The 18,082-nt window shown below is 66.4% G+C and carries 9 protein-coding genes; 5 read left to right on the forward strand and 4 right to left on the reverse strand.

Annotated features, from left to right (window positions below; all coding sequences use genetic code 11):
* Window positions 1-2: 2 nt before the first annotated feature.
* The 4 genes from DF286_RS11710 (at window position 3) to DF286_RS11725 (ending at window position 6,116) form a co-directional block, all read left to right on the forward strand.
* Window positions 3-2,438, forward strand: a complete 2,436-nt coding sequence (locus DF286_RS11710; protein ID WP_109271599.1) for a cyclic nucleotide-binding domain-containing protein — start codon at window positions 3-5, stop codon at window positions 2,436-2,438.
* A 139-nt stretch (window positions 2,439-2,577) separates the two neighbouring features.
* Window positions 2,578-3,453 (forward strand): hypothetical protein, encoded by an 876-nt coding sequence (locus tag DF286_RS11715; RefSeq protein ID WP_109271600.1) that lies wholly within the window; start codon window positions 2,578-2,580, stop codon window positions 3,451-3,453.
* A 10-nt stretch (window positions 3,454-3,463) separates the two neighbouring features.
* Entirely contained in the window at window positions 3,464-5,254 is a 1,791-nt protein-coding gene (locus DF286_RS11720; RefSeq protein WP_109271601.1) for a cytochrome c3 family protein, read from the forward strand.
* A gap of 7 nt (window positions 5,255-5,261) precedes the next feature.
* Window positions 5,262-6,116: a phosphodiesterase gene (locus DF286_RS11725; protein ID WP_109271602.1), complete on the forward strand. Its 855-nt coding sequence runs from the start codon at window positions 5,262-5,264 to the stop codon at window positions 6,114-6,116.
* Window positions 6,117-6,305: 189 nt separating this feature from the next.
* Here the strand turns inward: DF286_RS11725 and DF286_RS11730 are convergent, their stop codons facing one another.
* The 4 genes from DF286_RS11730 to DF286_RS11745 all read right to left on the reverse strand — a co-directional run bounded on the left by DF286_RS11730 (window position 6,306) and on the right by DF286_RS11745 (window position 16,119).
* Window positions 6,306-10,274, reverse strand: a complete 3,969-nt coding sequence (locus DF286_RS11730; protein ID WP_243444813.1) for an LVIVD repeat-containing protein — start codon at window positions 10,272-10,274, stop codon at window positions 6,306-6,308.
* Window positions 10,275-10,393: 119 nt separating this feature from the next.
* On the reverse strand, window positions 10,394-12,232 hold the full coding sequence (locus tag DF286_RS11735) for a hypothetical protein (protein ID WP_243444878.1): 1,839 nt from the start codon (window positions 12,230-12,232) through the stop codon (window positions 10,394-10,396).
* Between the two features lie 528 nt (window positions 12,233-12,760).
* On the reverse strand, window positions 12,761-14,737 hold the full coding sequence (locus DF286_RS11740) for a heme-binding protein (protein WP_109271603.1): 1,977 nt from the start codon (window positions 14,735-14,737) through the stop codon (window positions 12,761-12,763).
* On the reverse strand, window positions 14,737-16,119 hold the full coding sequence (locus DF286_RS11745; RefSeq protein ID WP_109271604.1) for a multiheme c-type cytochrome: 1,383 nt from the start codon (window positions 16,117-16,119) through the stop codon (window positions 14,737-14,739). Before DF286_RS11745 ends, DF286_RS11740 begins: the two co-directional genes overlap by 1 nt.
* A 234-nt stretch (window positions 16,120-16,353) precedes the next feature.
* Between DF286_RS11745 and DF286_RS11750 the strand changes: the two genes are divergently transcribed.
* A complete protein-coding gene (locus DF286_RS11750) occupies window positions 16,354-18,003 on the forward strand; it encodes an acetolactate synthase large subunit (protein ID WP_109271605.1) in 1,650 nt (549 codons plus the stop codon).
* Window positions 18,004-18,082: the final 79 nt, after the last annotated feature.

Genomic DNA, 18,082 nt, shown 5'->3' on the forward strand with positions numbered 1-18,082 from the left:
AAATGACCGCGGCATTCGACATCGCCATTGTCGGATCGGGGCCTGCCGGCCTCAGCGCCGCCGCGCGCGCGGCCGAACTGGGCATCAGCCACGTGCTGCTGGAGAAGACCGACCATCTCTCCGACACCATCTACAGATATCAGAAGGGCAAGCATGTGATGGCGACGCCGAGCCAGCTGGTGCTGCGCTCGGACATGGATTTCGAGGCCGGCAAGCGCGAGAAGGTGCTGGGCACCTGGGACACGCAGGCGGCGGGCCGCAAGATCAATGTGAAGCTCAACGCCGAGGTGAAGGCGATCGCCGGCGACAGGGGCGATTTCACCCTCACGCTGACCAATGGCGAGGCGATCAAGGCGGGCAGCGTCATCCTCGCCATCGGCACCCAGGGCAATCCCAACAAGATGCGCTGCGAGGGCGGCGACCTGCCGCATATCCAGTATCAGCTCGACGATCCCGGCGAATATGTGGACGAGCATATCACCGTGATCGGCTCGGGCGATGCGGGGATCGAGAATGCGCTGGGCCTCGCCGCCGACCCGGAACAGGGCAATGTCGTCACCATCCTCAATCGCGGCACCGATTTCGCGCGGGCGAAGGGCGCCAACGTCAAGCTGCTGATGGAGGCGCGCGACGGCGGCCGCATCAACGTGATGACGGAGACCACGCCGTCGAAGGTGGAGCCGGGCTGGCTCGTCCTCGACACCCGCGACGGCGAGCAGAGGATCCGCTGCGACCGCATTATCGCGCGCATGGGCTCCGCGGCGCCGCGCGCCTTCGTCGAAGGTTGCGGCATCGAATTCACCAGCGAGGATCGCGAGGCCTTTCCGAAGCTGTCGCCCAGCTTCGAGAGCACCGAGCCGGGCATCTACGTCATCGGCGCGCTGGCCGGCTATCCGCTGATCAAGCACTGCATGAACCAGGGCTATGACGTCGTCGAGTTCATCAACGGCAACCGCGAGCTGAAACCCGCCGACGAGCCGATCCTGGAGGCCAAGTTCAGGGGCCTGCCGGGCCGCCGGCCGGTCGACGAATGGCTGGAGTTCCTGCGCGCCAACGTCACCATCCTCAATGAGCTTTCGCCGCTTCAGATGCGCGAGTTTATGCTCGACAGCGAGGTCCGCTATTATCCCGCCGGAACGGTCGTGTTCGAGCGGAACGAGCCCGGTTCGTCGCTCTTCACCATCGCCGACGGCTCGGTGTTGGTCGAGGTCAATCCGAAGGACCCGTCGATCACCGTCCCGATCGGGAAAGGTTCCATATTCGGGGAGGTCGGTCTCATCTCCGGCCGCCGCCGCGGCGCCACCATCCGCACGGCCGAAGATTCGATCCTGGTCGAAGTCTCCCGCACGGCGGCGCTGAAGCTGATGGCGACCGTCCCGGCCGCCAAGCGCGCCATCACCCGCATCTCGACGGAGCGGCAGCTTCTGCAGATGTTCGGCTCGGGCCTGACCGCGGACGACCTCGCGGAAGTGCTCGAGACGGCCGAGATCAAGCGGGTGCGTGCCGGCGAGGCGATCATCACCGAAGGCGAGGAAGGCTACGACATCTACGTCATCCGCCAGGGCTCGATGGTGGTCGAGAAGTCGATTGGCGGGAAGCCGGTCTTCCTCTCCTATCTCCCCGCCGGCTCCTATGTCGGCGAGATGGCGCTGATCGACGGCGGCCGCCGCACGGCCACGGTGCGCGCGGCGATCAAGTCGGAGGTGATCAAGCTCGACGGCGACGCCTTCCGCCGCCTGCTGGCGAAGAAGCCGCAGCTCAAGATCAAGGCCGAGACCGACATGGCCTCGCGCAAGGCGCTTACCAGCTTCGTCGAATCCAAGAAGGACGGCTTCGAAGGCGTGGTCGACATGTACAGCTCGGTCGCCAACTTCCTGGTCGAGAACGGCATCGGCGAGGCCACTGACGTCCTCCTCATCGACGAGAATCTCTGCGTCGGCTGCGACAATTGCGAGAAGGCGTGCGCGGACAGCCATGAGGGTCTCAGCCGGCTCAACCGCGAGGCGGGCAAGACCTACGCGCACCTTCATGTGCCGACCTCTTGTCGCCACTGCGAGCATCCGCACTGCATGGCCGACTGCCCGCCCAATGCGATCCACCGCGGGCCGGACGGCGAGGTTTTCATCGACGACAGCTGCATCGGCTGCGGCAACTGCCAGCGGAACTGCCCCTATGGCGTCATCCGCATGGACAAGGTTCCGCCAAAGAAGCCAAACCTGCTCGCCTGGCTGATCGCCGGCCTTGGGCCCGGCCCGGGCGAGCCGCCCAAAAAGTGGACCGAGGCGCGGGTTTCGCCGGAGACGCCCAAGAAGGCCATCAAGTGCGACATGTGCGCGGGGATTTCGGGCGGCCCGGCCTGCGTGCGCGCGTGCCCGACCGGCGCCGCCATCCGCGTCGCGCCCGAGCAGTTCCTCTCGGTCGCGAGGCTGGGGGAGTGAGATGCCTACATTCGTCATTCCGGCGAAAGCCGGAACCCAAGAACACCGGCGGCACACATGTTTCGCAGGCGGCGTTCCTGGATCCAGGATCAAGTCCGGGATGACGAAGGAAAGGGCGAGGGGGGTCGTGCCCTAGATCATGGCGAGCAGGGGGATATCGCGGACGGAGCTGAAGGAGGGGGCGAGCCATGAGGGCTTTCTCCGCCATAAGCGATTCCGCTGGCTGAAGATCGCGCTGGGGCTCTCGCTGCTGAGCCTCCTCGTCTACGCCTTCACCGACGTTCAGCCGCGCCACAATGGCGGCAGCTGGCTCGGCTATACGCTCGGCACGATCGGGGCGCTGCTGATCCTGTGGCTGACCCTGCTGGGCCTGCGCAAGCGGGCGATGACGCGGGGACGCTGGTCGCTGAAGGCCTGGACGTCGGCCCACGTCTATCTGGGCTTGTCGCTGATCGTCGTCGCGACGCTCCACACCGGATTCCAGTTCGGCTGGAACGTCCATACGCTCGCCTACGCGCTGATGATGCTGGTCATCGCGTCGGGCATCTACGGGATCTCCGTCTACGCGACGCTGCCGCAGGCGCTCAGCGACAATCGCGCGGAAATGACCAAGCCGCAGATGATCGACGCCGTCGCCAAGCTCGATCGGCAGCTTCGCACGGCGGCGCAGCCGCTTACGGTGGACGATACCGAGATCGTCACTCTCTCGCTGGACGATGACGTCTTCGGCGGCGGCCTTATTCGGCGCCTGTCGGGCCGTTATCCGCGCTGCGGCACCGCGCGGGCGCTGCGCGAGCTCCAGGATCGACTGGCCGTGTCCTCCGGCCGGGAAGCGGAGGCACTCGAGACGGTGACGGACCTGCTGGAGCGCAAGCTCGCCGCCCTCTCACGCATCCGGCGGCAGCTGAAGCTCCGCGCGATGCTGGAGGTCTGGCTCTACATCCATGTGCCCATCACCTTCGCCCTGATCGCGGCGCTCAGCGCCCACATCCTCAGCGTCTTCTTCTACTGGTGAGCGGGGCGCTATGACCTTCCTCCTCCGCCAGATTTCGCACAGCGCCGAAGGCCGCGAGATCGTCCGCCCCTCGCGCGTCGAGGCGGACCGGCTGACCATCGGCCGCAGCCCCGAATGCAATATCCACCTCACCGATCTTGCCGTCGCGCTTCACCATGCGACGGTCGAGCGGACGGGCGAGCGCCTCAGGCTGACGAGCGAGAAGGGGCTCTATGTCGAGCTGAACGGACGCAAGACCCAGGCCGGCGTCATTGAGGTGGCGGCCGGCGGCGAGATCCGCATCGCCAGCCACCTCATTCGAATAGCCGCCGCCCCGGCGGATGCCGACGAGATCGCGATCGACATTGAGCGGGTGGGGGAGGTCGGCGGCGGCAAGTCGCGATCCGCCGAGCGGATGTTCTCGCTGGCTTCGGTCATGCCGAGCAAGCGGGCGGCGGCCTGGGGGCTGATCGCGCTCGTCCTCGCTCTCTTCCTTGCCTGGCCGATCAAGGGCTATTTCGACCGCCAGCAGGAAACGGAGGCGGTGCAGCGCTTTCACGCCGACCAGATGTGGTCGAGCGGCAAGCTGTCGCTCGCCCATACGGCTCTCGAGAATGACTGCCAGGCCTGCCATGTGAAAGCGTTCGAGGCCGTGCGGGACGCCGCCTGCAAGAACTGCCATACCGGCATTCACGACCATGCCGACCCGTTCCGCCTGGCGCGCGCTCAGCCGGACCTCACCACCTGGGGCAAGGTCGAGCTCGCCTTCAAGGAGACGTTCGACATCCCGCCGGGCCGCTGCGTCGAGTGCCATACCGAGCATGAAGGCGCGACGCGGATGCCGGCGACCGCGCAGCGCTTCTGCAGCGATTGCCATGCCACGCTGGAGGATCGCCTGCCCGACACAAAGCTCGCCAATGCCGGCGATTTCGGCACCGCCCATCCGGAGTTCCAGCCGGCGCTCATCACCAACTGGGACGCCGACCGGCCGGTCGTGAGGCGCGTGTCCCTCGCGCAGAAGCCGCGCGAGGACAGCAACCTAAAATTCCCGCACGACCTGCATTTGTCGAAGACCGGCGGGGTGCCTCAGATGGCGCGGCGGCTGGACGGCGAGTTCGGCTTCGGTCAGGCGCTCGAATGCAAGGACTGCCACGTGCCGACGCCCGACGGCGTCCGCTTCCAGCCGATCAACATGGAGGAGGATTGCGGCATGTGCCACAGCCTCGCCTTCGATCGGGTGGGCGGGACCGTCCGCACCCTGCGGCATGGAGAGCCGCAACAGGTCATCGCCGACCTCCGCACCCTCTATGGCGGCCGCTCGGGCGGTTCATGGAACGGTGCGGACCGGCGCCGGCCCGGCCTCCATGGCGCTCCGGCAGGTTCGGTGAGTGCGGCGCAGGCGATCCGGGCGACCTTCTCGCCCGGCGGCGCCTGTTACGATTGTCACCAGGTGGTCGCACCGCCGCCGGGATCGCTTGCCTTCGATATCCGGCCGGTCGCCTTCCCGATGCGCTATATGCAGAAGGGCTGGTTCGATCATCGCGCGCACCAGACGGAGGACTGCGCCAGCTGCCATCTGGCGGAGAAGTCGGCCGCGGCCAGCGACCTGCTGCTGCCCGATCTCGCCAGCTGCCGCGAATGCCATGGCGGTGAAAGCGCCCGCGCCGAGGTGCCGTCGAGCTGCGCCATGTGCCACGATTATCATATGGACGAAGGCGCGCCTTCCATGCTGATCAGGGAGCGGGTGCGCGGTAAGAAGAAAGATACGGTTATAGCCGATACCGCCAAGCTGCGGCGCGCCGCCGCCGCCGAAAGACGATAGGCCGCCGATGCTGATAGCGCAGATTACCGACATCCATCTGGGCTTCGAGCCGAACAATCCCGCCGAGTTCAACAGGAAGCGCCTCGATCGGACGCTGAGGGCGCTGTGCGCGATGACGCCGCAGCCCGACCTGCTGCTCGCCACCGGCGACCTGTCCGACAGCGGAGACGACGAGGTCTCCTATCGCCGCCTCAAGAGCGCGCTGGCCGCCTGTCCCTTTCCCGTCTGGTTCTGCATGGGCAATCACGACGACCGTGCGGCTTTCCTTAAATATTTCCCGCACGTGCCCTCGGCCGACGGCTTCATCCAATATGTGATCGAGGAATTCCCGGTCCGCATCCTGATGCTCGACACGCTGGAGGAAGGGCGGCACGGCGGCGGCTATTGCGAGACGCGCGGCGCCTGGCTGAAGGCGCGGCTTGCCGAGCAGCCGGAGCGGCCGACCATCCTCGTCCTCCATCACCCGCCGATCGAGACGGGCCTCAGCTGGATGACCGAAAATCCGGAGGCGGAGTGGGTGCGGCGTCTTCGCTCGATCGTCGAAGGTCATCCCAACATCGTCGCCATGCTGACCGGCCATCTCCACCGCGCGATCACCACCCAATGGGCGGGGACGACGCTCGCCGTCTGTCCCTCGACGGCGCCGCAGGTGGCGCTCGATCTGGCTGAAATCGATCCCGACAAGCCGGACGGTCGCCCGATGATCGTGGCCGATCCACCGGGCTACGCCCTCCATTATTGGAACGGCGAGGGGCTCATCTCCCACTACGACACCGCCGAGGACCACACCGTCCTCGCCCGTTACGAACCGGCCCTTCAGCCGCTGGTGCAGATGCTCGTGGCGGAGAGGAAGGACGCCTAATTCCTCCCCACGATTCGTGGGGAGGGGGACCACCCGAAGGGTGGTGGAGGGGTGACTGCCCTGAGGGTGGCGCGGTTCGCGCCCCAACCGAAACCCGAACGAGACTGGCGCGTCCGACGAGCCATCCCCCTCTCGGCGCCGTTACCATGCTCCGCATGATCCCCCTCCCCAGCAAAAGCTAGGGAGGATTTACTGCACCCAGTCCGCGAAGGTGCCGGTGTCGCTGACCCGGTAGACGAAACCCCGTCGGTTCAGGAACAGGCGCTCCATCTCGGCGCGGTTGAAGGGGCGGGAGCCGAGGCGGCCGAAGACGGCGATCTGGCCGCCGGTTTCGTCCACCGCGCGATCTCGGTCCAAACCCTTGGAAAGGCCGAGGGCGGGCGCGGGCGTGCGGGCCCAGGCGATCAGCTCAGGTTTGGGCGCGGGTGAGAAGCCGTAGAAATTGGGTTGGCTGTCGGGCGAGGTGAGTTGGAGGACCTTGAGGCCGTTCCGCCCGTCCGCGACATAGGCGAAGAGCGAGGCATTGGTGGAGCCAACGATCACGTCCCGAACGTCGTTCATGCGCCCGTCGAGCGTCACCTTCTGATAGAGGCTCGGCCGTTCCGGATTGGTGACGTTGACGATCACCAGGCCCTCGGGGCCGCCCGCGACATAGGCGTAGGTGCGCGCGACGTAGAGGCCGTGGGCATCGGCCAGAGGCACCGTCGCCTCCGGGATGAGGCTAGGCTGATCCATGCGGGTCACGTCGATCAGCTTGAGGCCCTCGGCGTCGGTGACCCAGAGATAGCGGAACTGGAGGGCCGACGAGCGCGCGTCGCGGAGTGGTACGGTGGCGACGTGGCGCGGACGGAGCGGATCGTCGAGGTCGACGACCACCAGCCCCGCCGCGGCGGTAATGTAGGCATAATGACCCGCCAACGTGACGTGGCGGGCGTCGGTGAGGACGCCGCCCTCGTTCCAGGTGACGGCGCGCTTCAGATCGTTGTTGCGCGGCTCGCCGTCCGCGAAGGTGTTGACGTCGACCAGGATCAGCCCCTCGTCGGCATCGGTGACGACGGCATAATTGTAGATCGGGTGGAAGGGCTGCTCCTGGTTCGCCTCGCGCATCGCCGGCGTGTTGCGTTCGGGCGCGATCGACTGGTTGGTGGGGAGCGCCATGCAGGTCGCGTTCTTCGTCTTCACACGAGCATCATGGCCGAGCGGCGAGAAGGGCGCGGTGACGATACGCTCCGACAGGCCCTTGTTGCCGATCGAGGCGACGTCGTAGACGCGGAAGCCGCCCTTGCCCTCGGCGACGAACATATATTCCCCGCGCAGCTGCAGGCAGCGGACGGCGCCGTCCGTGCCCTGGACGACATTGGCGAACTGCTCCAGCGCCTGGGTTTCGCCGCTGAGCTTGCTGTCGAACGTCTTGCCCCGGGTCCATTCGATGAGCTCGCGGCCGTTGCGCTCGACGTGGAGGCGCCAATAGTCGGGATAGGCGTAGCGGTGGAGGTAGGAGCCCAGCACCGCCTGCGGCTCCTCCCATTCGGTGACGCGGACCGCCTCGAAACCGTCCTCCAGCCCGACCCAGGCGTGAAGCCCGACGAAGTTCACGAAATTGGTCCCCTGGAGCAGCAGCTGCGCCATGATGGCGTTGTTGTCGTTGGCCTCGCTCAGATGGCAGTCGGAGCAGGTCTTGGTCTCGGTCTTGCGGACAGTGTGCGGGAAATGGGGCGCGAAAGCCTGGGATGAGAAGCCGATGGCGCTGATCGGCGGCTGCTGGATGTAGATGCGCTCGCGGTTGAGGTTGGTCGAGGAGAGGACCAGCGCCGAGCTCGAGCGGACCGGGGCGACGATATTGCCCTTCGTCGTCTGGTGGACGCCGAGCTGGAACATCTGGTCGCGCGCGACCTGCGGATTGTAGGTCGCGAAGTTGCGGGTCTCGATGCCGTCATATTTGTGGCTGGAGGTCTTCCAGTTGGCCTCGATCGGAAGGTGGCAGCCGCCGCACGACGTGGTCCAGCTCAAATGGCAGGTGAAGCAGGCCATCTCGTCCGGCTTGTGGGCGAGATCGGTGTCGGCGACGCCCGTTCCGAAGGTGAACTGGCCCGTCTCCGCCCCGGCTTTCGACATCAGCTTCGCCCGCGCCGACTTCATGTTGAAGCTCGGGTGGTCGCGGTCGACGCTGTCCTTCACCAGGCTCACTTCCCATTCGAGTTCGGGATCGACGATCGAACGCTGGATGAGTACGCGGCGGCCGTCGTCGCTCTCCATCCACTCGAAGCGGCGGCGGCCGTCCTCGTTGCGGATGAGGGCGAGATTGTTGCCCTTGGGCGGCGCGGCCGGGCCCGAGGTGAGGAGCGTCGGATAGTCCTTGGCCGTGCCGTGGCAGTCCTTGCAGGCGATCTCGATCGCGTTGGCGACTTCGCCATAGATGAAGCCGGTGCCGTGGCTGTCCTGGCTGAAGTGACAGTCGGCGCACTGCATGCCCTTTTCGGCATGGATATCCATCATGTGGACGGCCTTGCCGGGATTGACGCCCGGCTCGACGAACTCGCCTTCGCCCGCGCGGCGGAATTTCTCGGGATCGTCGGGCGGGACGATGTTGCCGTCGGCGTCGAGCAGGTTGCCCTCGCGGTCGCGCTTGAAGACGGCGCGGAAGTTCCAGCCGTGGCCGTGATAGTCGGCGAACTGCGTATGCTTCGCCTTGGGATTGACGTCGTCATAGACGTTGCGGAGGAAATCGAGGTCGGACCATTTGCCGCGAGGGCCGGCGCCCTCCGGGTTGCGCTCCAGCGTCTTGTGGACCTCTTCGGCGGTCGGATATTTCTGCTTCTCAGGCCACATCAACGGCGCGTCGGACTCATAGTCCCACATGGTGTAGCCGAGATAGCTGTTCAGGAAGATGTTGGGCTGGTGCATGTGGCAATTCATGCACTGCGCGGTCGGGATGGCGCGGGTGAAGACGTGCCGGATCGGATGGCCCTTCTCCTTCGTCGTCGTGACTACGTCCAAGCGCGTATGCTGAGCTAGTTCTCCCGGACGGCGTGTCCATTCACTAATAATTGTCTCACGTTCGCCTTCACCGTGTCCCTCTTCCATCTGGCGCGCGATGGTGGGATCCACCGTCGCCGTCTGACCGTCGCGGCCATATTTCGCATAAAGCAGGCTGTGCCGCGGCTCGCGGTCGTTGGCGTAGACGACATGGCAGCCGGCGCAGCCCGACTGACGATAGTCGCCGGGCTGATCGTTGGTCCCCATGAACCACATGAACGGGTCGTTGAGGCGCGTCTTGTGGATGTTGAGGATGGGGATGGCGACGCGGAGCCCGGTGCCGGGGCCGCGGTTCGACTGGCGGATGTCGGGCCGGCCTGATTCCTCGAGGCGCTGGATGGAGCCGGTGGGCGAGGGGAGGCCGATCTCCGGGAACTGCGTATTGATGGTCCGGCCGCCGCGCTCGAAGACGCGAAAGATGTCGGCCGGCGGAATGACATGCCAGGTGGGGAGGGGGTAGAGCTCGGCGAGCACACCGCGCGCTTGCTGCTTTTCGCTGAGCGTGCCGTCCGGGCCGGTCGGCGAGACGATCTTCGCCGGCTCGCCGGTGCGGGTGTAAGCCTCTCCGAAGATGTAATTCTTCATCGGCGCGATGCCGTTATTGTAGGCCGCGCCGCCCATGAACATCGCGCCGGTCGCCATCAGCGATCGTTCGGCGGCCTCGATCACTTCGATATGGCAGGCCCCGCAGCTTTCGCGGGCCACGCGATAGTCGGACGGGTTGACGAAGCGGATATATTCCGGCGCCTCGCGGTTCAGCAAAGTGTAGCTACGCGTCGGGTTGGCGCTCGACGGCCAGTGCCAGCTTTCGGGATATTTCGGGAGCACATGCGCCTGGTTGCGCGCCGCGACATAGGCGGGGGCGTTGTGGTTCGAGACGTCGGTGGCGAAGACGCTCGCATTGCCGCCATGGCAGTCGGTGCAGCCGAGCACGACCGCGGGCGATTTGTGCATGGTCTTGGCGTCGCTCGCCGTGTGGCAGCTGACGCAGCCGGCGCTCTTCGCGTCGGCCATGTCCCATTCCTGCGTGCGCGGCGCCGGCTCGGCCCGGACGAGGCTGTAGTCGCGCTCGACGGGCTTTTCTGTCTCGGCAGCGATTAGGGGGGCTGCGAGAGTAGCCATCACAACCGTCATCCCCGCGAAAGCGGGGATCCCGCTTTTCTTCATCCAAGCTGCAAAGAGAGAAGAAGCGGGATTCCCGCTTTCGCGGGAATGACGGAAGAAGGTGGACAGCCGACGCATCAGAAGGTCAGCACCGCGTTGAACAGGACCGAATAATAGACATCGTCGCGGTCGCTGTTGGCGAAGAGGTCCTTGAAGCCGTCGCCGGGGACGAGCGCCGCCGCCGAGGCCCGAAGCACGATGTTCTGGGTCATCTTCGGCCGCCAGATGGTGGCGACGGAGAGGTCGAAGCCGATGTCCTTGGCGATGCTGCCTTCGTTGCGCAGCTCCTTGAGGACGGCCGTGTCCTCGAACCAGAGGTGATTGGCGTTGGCGCTGATGCGGAATTCGGGGGTCAAGTCCGCGTCGACGCCGACGCCGGCGAGGATCGTGCCGGGATTGTTGAAATTCGACTGGCCCTGCTCCTTGGAGGAACGGAGCGAATTCAAAATGCCGTTGCGACCGTTGATCGAGACGGCGCGGCCGCCGCCGGCGAAGGGAATGGTCTGGCGGATCCAGTAGCTGGTGTCGGCGCCGGCGAAGATCGGGTTTTCGAAGATCGTGTCGAAGCCCGCTTCGGTCCCGTTATGGGGGTCGCTGTCGCCGCTGGCGTAGAGGAAGGAGCCGCGGAAGCGGAGCCAGTTATAGTCGTAGCTCGGCTCGGCGGCGAAGAACCAGGCGCGGATATCGGATTCCTCGCCGGTGAAGATGCTGTCCCGGTCGCGGCCGAAGGCGCCATAGGCCTGCGCCGAGAGGTTGATGCGACCGATCCGCCCGTCGGCGGCATAGCCCAGATAGAAGACGTCATAGTCGCGCGCCCGCAGGTTCCCGATCAGCGCCGGGCGGACGGGGAAGCCATTGTCGTCGACCTCGATCTCGCCCTTCTCGCGGTTCGCGTTCCAAGTGAGGCTGAGCTGGCTGGTGAGGCCGACGAAGGGAAAGTCCTGACGGTAGACATTGGCGGTGACGACCCAGTCGTCGCGCGGCGTCTGCGTCACATCGTTGAGGCCGCTGTTGGTATCCTTTTCCAGCCGCCAGAAGCCGGCGAGATTATACTGCCAGCGATTATTGTCGCGGTTGCCGAACAGGCGGAAGCCGAGCTGCTGGTCGTTGAACAGGAAGCCCCGGAAATCGGACTGGAAAGGCTGGATGCCGGCGCGCAGGGAATCGAAGTCGTAGCGATCCGAGACGTTGCGGATGTGATAGTCGACGAAGGCTTCCTGCACGCCCAGGAAATGGTCCAGGCGATCGGTGCCCTTGCTCGGCTCGACGAACAGCACGCGCCGCTCGGACACGTCGACATAGTTGACGTTGTAGGCGAGCGTCAGCCGGTATTCGACGTCCGGCGGCTTGTAGGCGGTCGAACCCTTGATCAGCGACACGCTGCCGATGAAGGTCTGGGCCAGGACGAGGCTGTCATTCTTGCCGAAGACGTCGATGCTGCCCGGCCGATCGGTCGTCTGGACGCCGACGGGGATGGGGAAGGTGCGCGGCTCCACCACCGTGTCGGAAATGGCGTTGACGACGAAGAACCAGTCGTCACCTTGGAGGCCGAGGAATTTGGGCGTCCTGCATTTGGGGAGCCCGGCCTCCCGCCGCCGCGCCTGCTCCGCCTCGGTCGGGATGCAAAGCGGACGATCGCCCTTCAGCGTATTCTGGTGATAGGGGTCCCACCAGCGTTCCTTGACGATGCCGAGCGTCTCGATCAGGCGCCAGCGGTCCGGCACCGGGATCTGGTCCGTCGGAAAGGCTTCCGGCGGCGGGGAGCGGAGGGCACCCTCATTGGTCTGCGTCACCTCCGGCGGAAGCTCGCGCTGCGGGACGCCGGGGCGGCGACGGCCGTCGAGCAGCGGGTCGTCGGCGCTGGTGCCGGCCGGCGGCGCCTCGGTCGAAACCTGCGCCGTTACGGGCAGCACCATGGGATCGACAGCGGCGCTCTCGTCCCAGCTCGACTGAGAGGCCGGCAGCAGGAGGCCGGGCGGAATGTCGAAGGCGGTCCGTGTCGTTGCGGGAGGTTGCGCATTCGCTTCCGCCAGCCGGACCGGACTCGCATCCGGCGCCGGGAGATCGATCTCGATGCTGGCAAGCTGGAGCCTGGCTTCGATCCGTTCCGGGATGATCGGCTTGAGGGCGAGCGGTTCGCCTTCACCAAGGGACGCCAGCATCCTCTCGCGCCGCTCGCGAAGGACATCGGCGATCTGATCGACATAGACGCGCGGATCGTAATCGCGCTCCTTGGGCGTGGCCGCCGGCAGGGCCTGCGCCATCGTCAGCAGCAGGGGCGGCGGGGGCAGGGCGCTCTGCATGGTGAGGAGCAGCGTGCCGTCCGCTTCGGGATCGACATTCGGCGGCGGCGCCGCGATCACCAAGGTCTGCGGATCGATGTCGGCTCCGCCCAACGACGCGACGAGTTGAATGAGGGGGGCGGAGAGCTGCACCGGCGTCGCCTATTTGCCCTGGCAGACGTTCTGCGCGCTGGTGTCGAGGAAGGGCGCGAACGGGCAGTTCACGTAGCGCAGCCTCACCTGGGCATCGCCAAGGTCGACGACGACCTGGTCGGCGCGGATGGCAGGGTCGGCATTGCCGATGCCGCCGATCCTGAGGCCGCCCTCGTGCAGCCCGAGGAAGCTGATCATGTCGTCCTGGTCGATGCCGTCGCCGGAGACGCCGATGCCGCCGACCAGCTGGTTGCCGCGAAAGATCGGAACGGAACCGGGAAAGATCTGGATGCCGTTCTCCAGCGGGTTCTGCCCCGTCGCCACGTCGGGCGCCTGGGTGCAGCGGCGCGGCGTATCGGCTCCGGCGCCGAGGACGAAGGCGGCGTGCTGGCGGATATTGGCCTCGACCAGCGCCGACTGGAGTCCGGTGGAGAAGGGATTGAACTCCGTGATCGGGCGCGAGAAGGGTCCGTGCGGCCGGCCGAGCTCGCCGTCGGGAAAGAAGGGTCGCGAGAGGTTGCCACCGGCTCGATCGGAAAAGGCGAACTGGCCGGTGAGCGCCGACGGATCGCCGAGGAAAGCCCTCGCCGCCGCCACATACATGCTGACGTCCGGATCGGGATTGGCCTGGAGCGACCGGGCGGCGCGGGCGCTGGACAGGAAGGTGGCCGTGCGCGCCTTCTGCAGCGAAACGTCGATGCCGAAGATCGGCGCGTCGGGCGCGCGGACGATACCCAGCACCTCGCCATGGGTATCGACCAGCGAGATGGAGACCTGGGCGCGGCTGTCCAGCGGCCGCCGGATCTGCGCGCGGGCGCGGCTCATGATCTTGAACGCTTCCTCCAGAACCGCCTCCACCTCGGCGCGCGTGAGGGGCTGGGAAACGTCGCCGCCGTCGGTGGCGCCGCGGATCGGGTAGCGGTTGGCGCCGGCGCCGTTGGTGAGGATGAAGGCGTCCGGATTGTCGAATTCGCCCGCCGTGGCGGCGCGGATGCCGGACGCCTCGGTCCCGTAGGCGCGGCCGGCGATGAGCCCGCTCGTGCTGTCATAATAGCCGCGAACCGAGGTGAGGGCGCCCGCCTGGCCGTCGATAGCCGAGAAGGCCAGGGCGCTGGCCGGGTTGCTGAGGAGGTCCGCCCCGGCCGCGTCGGTGAAGCGCAGGCTGGTGCCGTCCACCGTGATGCGGTTGGCGCGGATGGCTTCGGGCGCGGCGAATCCCGTCGTGGCCGCCAGCGCGATGATCTCTTCATCGTCCTTGTCGACGTCCTGGACCTCGGGGTCGAAGCCGTAGACGCCGTCGGCCATGACGCCGACGCCGCCGACCAGCACGCCATTCTTGTAGAGCGGCAGCCCGCCGGGATCGGCGGAAAGGCCGAGCGGCGAGCGCTTGGGGCCGATGAAACCGTCCGAGCCGGTGTTGCCGTTGAAGCGTGCAGCCAGATCGGAGCAGGGGAGCTGGCTGAACTGAACGCCGAACAGCGGTCCGCTTTCCAACCCCTGCGTCGCTGCGGAGGGGGGGAAATGCTCCTGCACGATCATCGACGCGGTGCGGGTCGAGAAGGCATTGCCGCCGGAGGAGAGATAGGCGCCGGTGATCGCCTTGGCGATGGCGCCGGCGACGGCGGCCGGAAGGTCGACGCCCTGGAGGTCGTGCGTGCTGCCATTGGGGCCGCGCGGCACGAACAGGCGCTGGTTCGCCCCGTTCATCGTGAACACGGCCAGGATGTTGCCGACGCGATCAGAGACGGCGATGGTCGCGGGACGCTTGCGGGCGTTCGCCTCGGCGACCGCCTGGGCGATGATGCGGCCGACATCGGCGGAGCTGAGCGCTTCGCGCGCCGGAACATCGTAAAGGCGGGTGGGCGTCGGCGCGGGCGTGGGGGTCGGCGTTGGCGTCGGCGTCGGGGTCGCGCTGCCGCCGCCGCCTCCACAGGACGCGACCAGCAGCGAGGCGATGGCGAGCAGACTGGCGGCGGAATGGCGCATCAGCGAAGGCTCCTGATCGCGGACGCCGCCCGGCCGAGGCTCGCGCGGAATTCGCGAGGCCGGTAGGCGTTGGGATCGCGCACCGCCCGATAGGCGGTGTTGAGGTCGCCGCGGATGGATTGGGCGGCGCCCGGCCCGACCGCGCCCATGTTCACGAGCGCCGACAACAGCGTGTCGGTCGCCATCACCGCCTGGACGCTGCCGGCATAGTCGGTGAAGCGGTCGGACACCGCTTCATGGGTGATCGCATCGACGATGGCGAAGGCCTGGGCCGGGCCGAGATCGGCAGCGGCGAAGGCGTTGGCGAGGGCGCGGGCGCTGTCGCGGAGCGTGACTGCGGCGGCGACGGCGGCGGCGCGATCCTTGGCCATCGCCTGGTGGAAGGCGCGGCTGTCGCGAGTGAAGCGGTCGGCGAGGCTCGGCGCCACCACCTTCGCGGCGGCGGCCAGCATGATCATATTCTCGTCGTTATAGGGCGGCATGCCCTCCGGGATCGGGCGGCCGGGATTGTCGAGCGCGGTCGGCGCGAAGCGCGGGTCGTCGGAAATGGGACGATGGCAGCTGTGGCAGTCGAGGAAATAGAATTCCGGGAACATGCCTTCCATGCCGCGCCGGGCGTCGGCGAAGAGGCTGAGCGAGCGGTCGAGCGCCATGGCCTGGCCGACGGCCCACATCTTCACCGGGTTGGTCCGGCCCTTGCGGGCGGCATAATCGGCGTCTTCATTGTGATGCTGCTGGAGGGTCGAGAAGAGATCGAGCTCGAAGGCGATGCGCGGGTGGCCGGCCGCCATGATGCGATGGCTGACGAACTGGCCGGAGTCGGCCGAGCCGAAATGGCAGTCGAGACAGACGCTGGCGCGCGCCTTCGGATTGTCGAGCGGGATCATGCCGCGCGACACGTTGGCGGCGTGGTTCGCGCCCACGGCATAATGGCTGGAGAGCCAGCTGGAGGCGGCGCCGTGACAGGCCTCGCAGCCCACTCCGTCCGAGGTCTGGAAACGGGCGCCGCGCGATCCGCCGGCCGGGGTCGCATGGCAGCCGAGGCACATCGGCGCGCTCGTCGCCTCGCCGATGCCGAGCCGCTGGGCGATGGCGCGCGAGCGTGGCTCGGCCAGGACCTGCCAGGCGCGGCTATGCGCCCCCGACGGGCTGGACGGGTCCTGCCAGATCATCAGCTCATCCTGGCGCACGATCTTGCCGTCGGCTTCGGAGCGGCCGTGGCAGGTGGTGCCGCCGCAAGTGGCGACGCCCACCACCGTTCGCCCCGCCGCGGTCTGCGCGGTGGCGACGGCGGCTTCGGGCCGGACTAGAAACAGGACGAGCAGCACGAGCGCGAGGCCCGCGGCTCCACAGATTATCGCCAGACTGCGATTGCGCCCCATGTCTTTCCCCCACGCCGCCTGGTCTTTGCCGAGCGGGCGCCCACCGGTCCATGACTAGGCCAAAGTCGTGCATCCTTTCAAGGCTGGACGGCGATTTTCATCGACTTGACGATCGTTGGAACAAAGCCCGATACACAACTGCGGGGGGAAGAGGCCGATCGCGTACGTCTCAGCTCGCCGAAGTGCTTGCGTCGACAGTTCGTCAAAAAACACAAGATCAGCGGAGACGGCGTTATGGCTATCAAGGCCTCGGACCTGTTCATCCAATGCCTCGAAGAAGAAGGCGTCGAATATATCTTCGGCGTTCCCGGGGAGGAAAATCTCGACTTTCTCGATAGTCTCTCCCGCTCCGACAAGATCAAACTGATCCTGACGCGGCACGAGCAGGGCGCCGGATTCATGGCGGCCACTTATGGGCGACATACCGGCAAGGCCGGCGTCTGCCTGTCGACGCTTGGACCGGGCGCGACCAACTTCGTGACCGCCGCCGCCTATGCGCAATTGGGCGGCATGCCGATGATGATGATCACCGGGCAGAAGCCGATCAAGAAATCGAAACAGGGCCGCTTTCAGATATTGGACGTGGTCGCGATGATGGGGCCCATCACCAAATATACCCATCAACTCGCTTCGTCCGACAATATCCCGAGCCGGGTGCGGGAGGCGTTCCGCCTGGCCGAGGAGGAGAAGCCGGGCGCCGTCCATCTCGAGCTGCCCGAAGACGTCGCCGACGAGCACACCTCGTCACGGCCGCTGAAGGCGAGCCTGCATCGCCGCCCTACCGCCGACGTGAAGGCGGTCCGCGCCGCGGTCAACGCGATCGAGAAGGCGCGCTCGCCGGTGCTCGTCATCGGCGCCGGCGCGAACCGCAAGATGACCAGCCGGATGCTCGGCCAGTTCGTCGAGAAGACCGGCATCCCCTTCGTTACGACGCAGCTGGGCAAGGGCGTGCTCGACGAGACGAGCCCGAAGTTCCTCGGTTGCGCCGCGCTGTCGGCCGGCGACTTCGTCCACCGGGCGATTGAATCGGCGGACCTCATCATCAATGTCGGTCATGACGTGATCGAGAAGCCGCCCTTCTTCATGAAGCAAGGCGGTACCGAGGTCGTCCACATCAGCACCAAGACGGCGGAGGTGGACCCGGTCTACTTCCCGCAGATCGAGGTCATCGGCGACATCGCCAATGCCATCTGGCAGATCAAGGAGGATATCCTCCCGCAGGGCACCTGGAATTTCGACACGATGATGAAGGCGCGCGCTGCCGAGATCGCCCACCGCGATTCCATGTGCGACGACATGCGCTTTCCGATCTTCCCCGCCTGCCTCGTCAAATTCATCCGCGATGCGATGCCGGCGGACGGCATCATCTGCCTCGATAACGGCGTCTACAAGATCTGGTTCGCGCGAAACTATCCTGCGCGGATGCCGAATACGGTGCTGCTCGACAACGCCCTGGCGACGATGGGAGCGGGGCTTCCCTCCGCCATGGCGTCCAAGATGGTGCATCCGGGCCGCAAGGTGATGGCGATCTGCGGCGACGGCGGCTTCATGATGAACAGCCAGGAGTTGGAGACGGCGGTCCGCCTCGGCCTTGATCTCACCGTGCTGATCCTCAACGACAACAGCTACGGCATGATCCGCTGGAAGCAGGCCAATATGGGCTTCGAGGATTGGGGCCTCACCTACGGCAATCCCGACTTCGTCAAATATGCCGAGAGCTACGGCGCGAAGGGCCATCGCGTCACCAGCGCCGACATGCTGCCGGGCCTGCTCAGGGAATGTCTCGACACGCCGGGCGTCCACCTCATCGACTGTCCGGTCGACTATGCGGACAATGACCGTATCCTCAACAAGGAGATCAAGGAGCTGAGCGCGGCGGTGTAGATACGAACCGCGCGGGGAATGAAACCATTTCGCTCATCCTGAGGAGGGACTGAGCCTGGCGAAGGCCCGTCTCGAAGGG

Source organism: Sphingosinicella humi (genome assembly GCF_003129465.1).
GTDB classification, from domain to species: domain Bacteria; phylum Pseudomonadota; class Alphaproteobacteria; order Sphingomonadales; family Sphingomonadaceae; genus Allosphingosinicella; species Allosphingosinicella humi.

Excerpts from the sequence above, each read along its gene's own strand:
- DF286_RS11710 (WP_109271599.1), top strand. The coding sequence starts at position 3 with ATGACCGCGGCATTCGACATCGCCATTGTCGGATCGGGGCCTGCCGGC.
- DF286_RS11715 (WP_109271600.1), top strand. The coding sequence starts at position 2,578 with ATGGCGAGCAGGGGGATATCGCGGACGGAGCTGAAGGAGGGGGCGAGC.
- DF286_RS11720 (WP_109271601.1), top strand. The coding sequence starts at position 3,464 with ATGACCTTCCTCCTCCGCCAGATTTCGCACAGCGCCGAAGGCCGCGAG.
- DF286_RS11725 (WP_109271602.1), top strand. The coding sequence starts at position 5,262 with ATGCTGATAGCGCAGATTACCGACATCCATCTGGGCTTCGAGCCGAAC.
- DF286_RS11730 (WP_243444813.1), bottom strand. The coding sequence starts at position 10,274 with ATGGCTACTCTCGCAGCCCCCCTAATCGCTGCCGAGACAGAAAAGCCC.
- DF286_RS11735 (WP_243444878.1), bottom strand. The coding sequence starts at position 12,232 with ATGGTGCTGCCCGTAACGGCGCAGGTTTCGACCGAGGCGCCGCCGGCC.
- DF286_RS11740 (WP_109271603.1), bottom strand. The coding sequence starts at position 14,737 with ATGCGCCATTCCGCCGCCAGTCTGCTCGCCATCGCCTCGCTGCTGGTC.
- DF286_RS11745 (WP_109271604.1), bottom strand. The coding sequence starts at position 16,119 with ATGGGGCGCAATCGCAGTCTGGCGATAATCTGTGGAGCCGCGGGCCTC.
- DF286_RS11750 (WP_109271605.1), top strand. The coding sequence starts at position 16,354 with ATGGCTATCAAGGCCTCGGACCTGTTCATCCAATGCCTCGAAGAAGAA.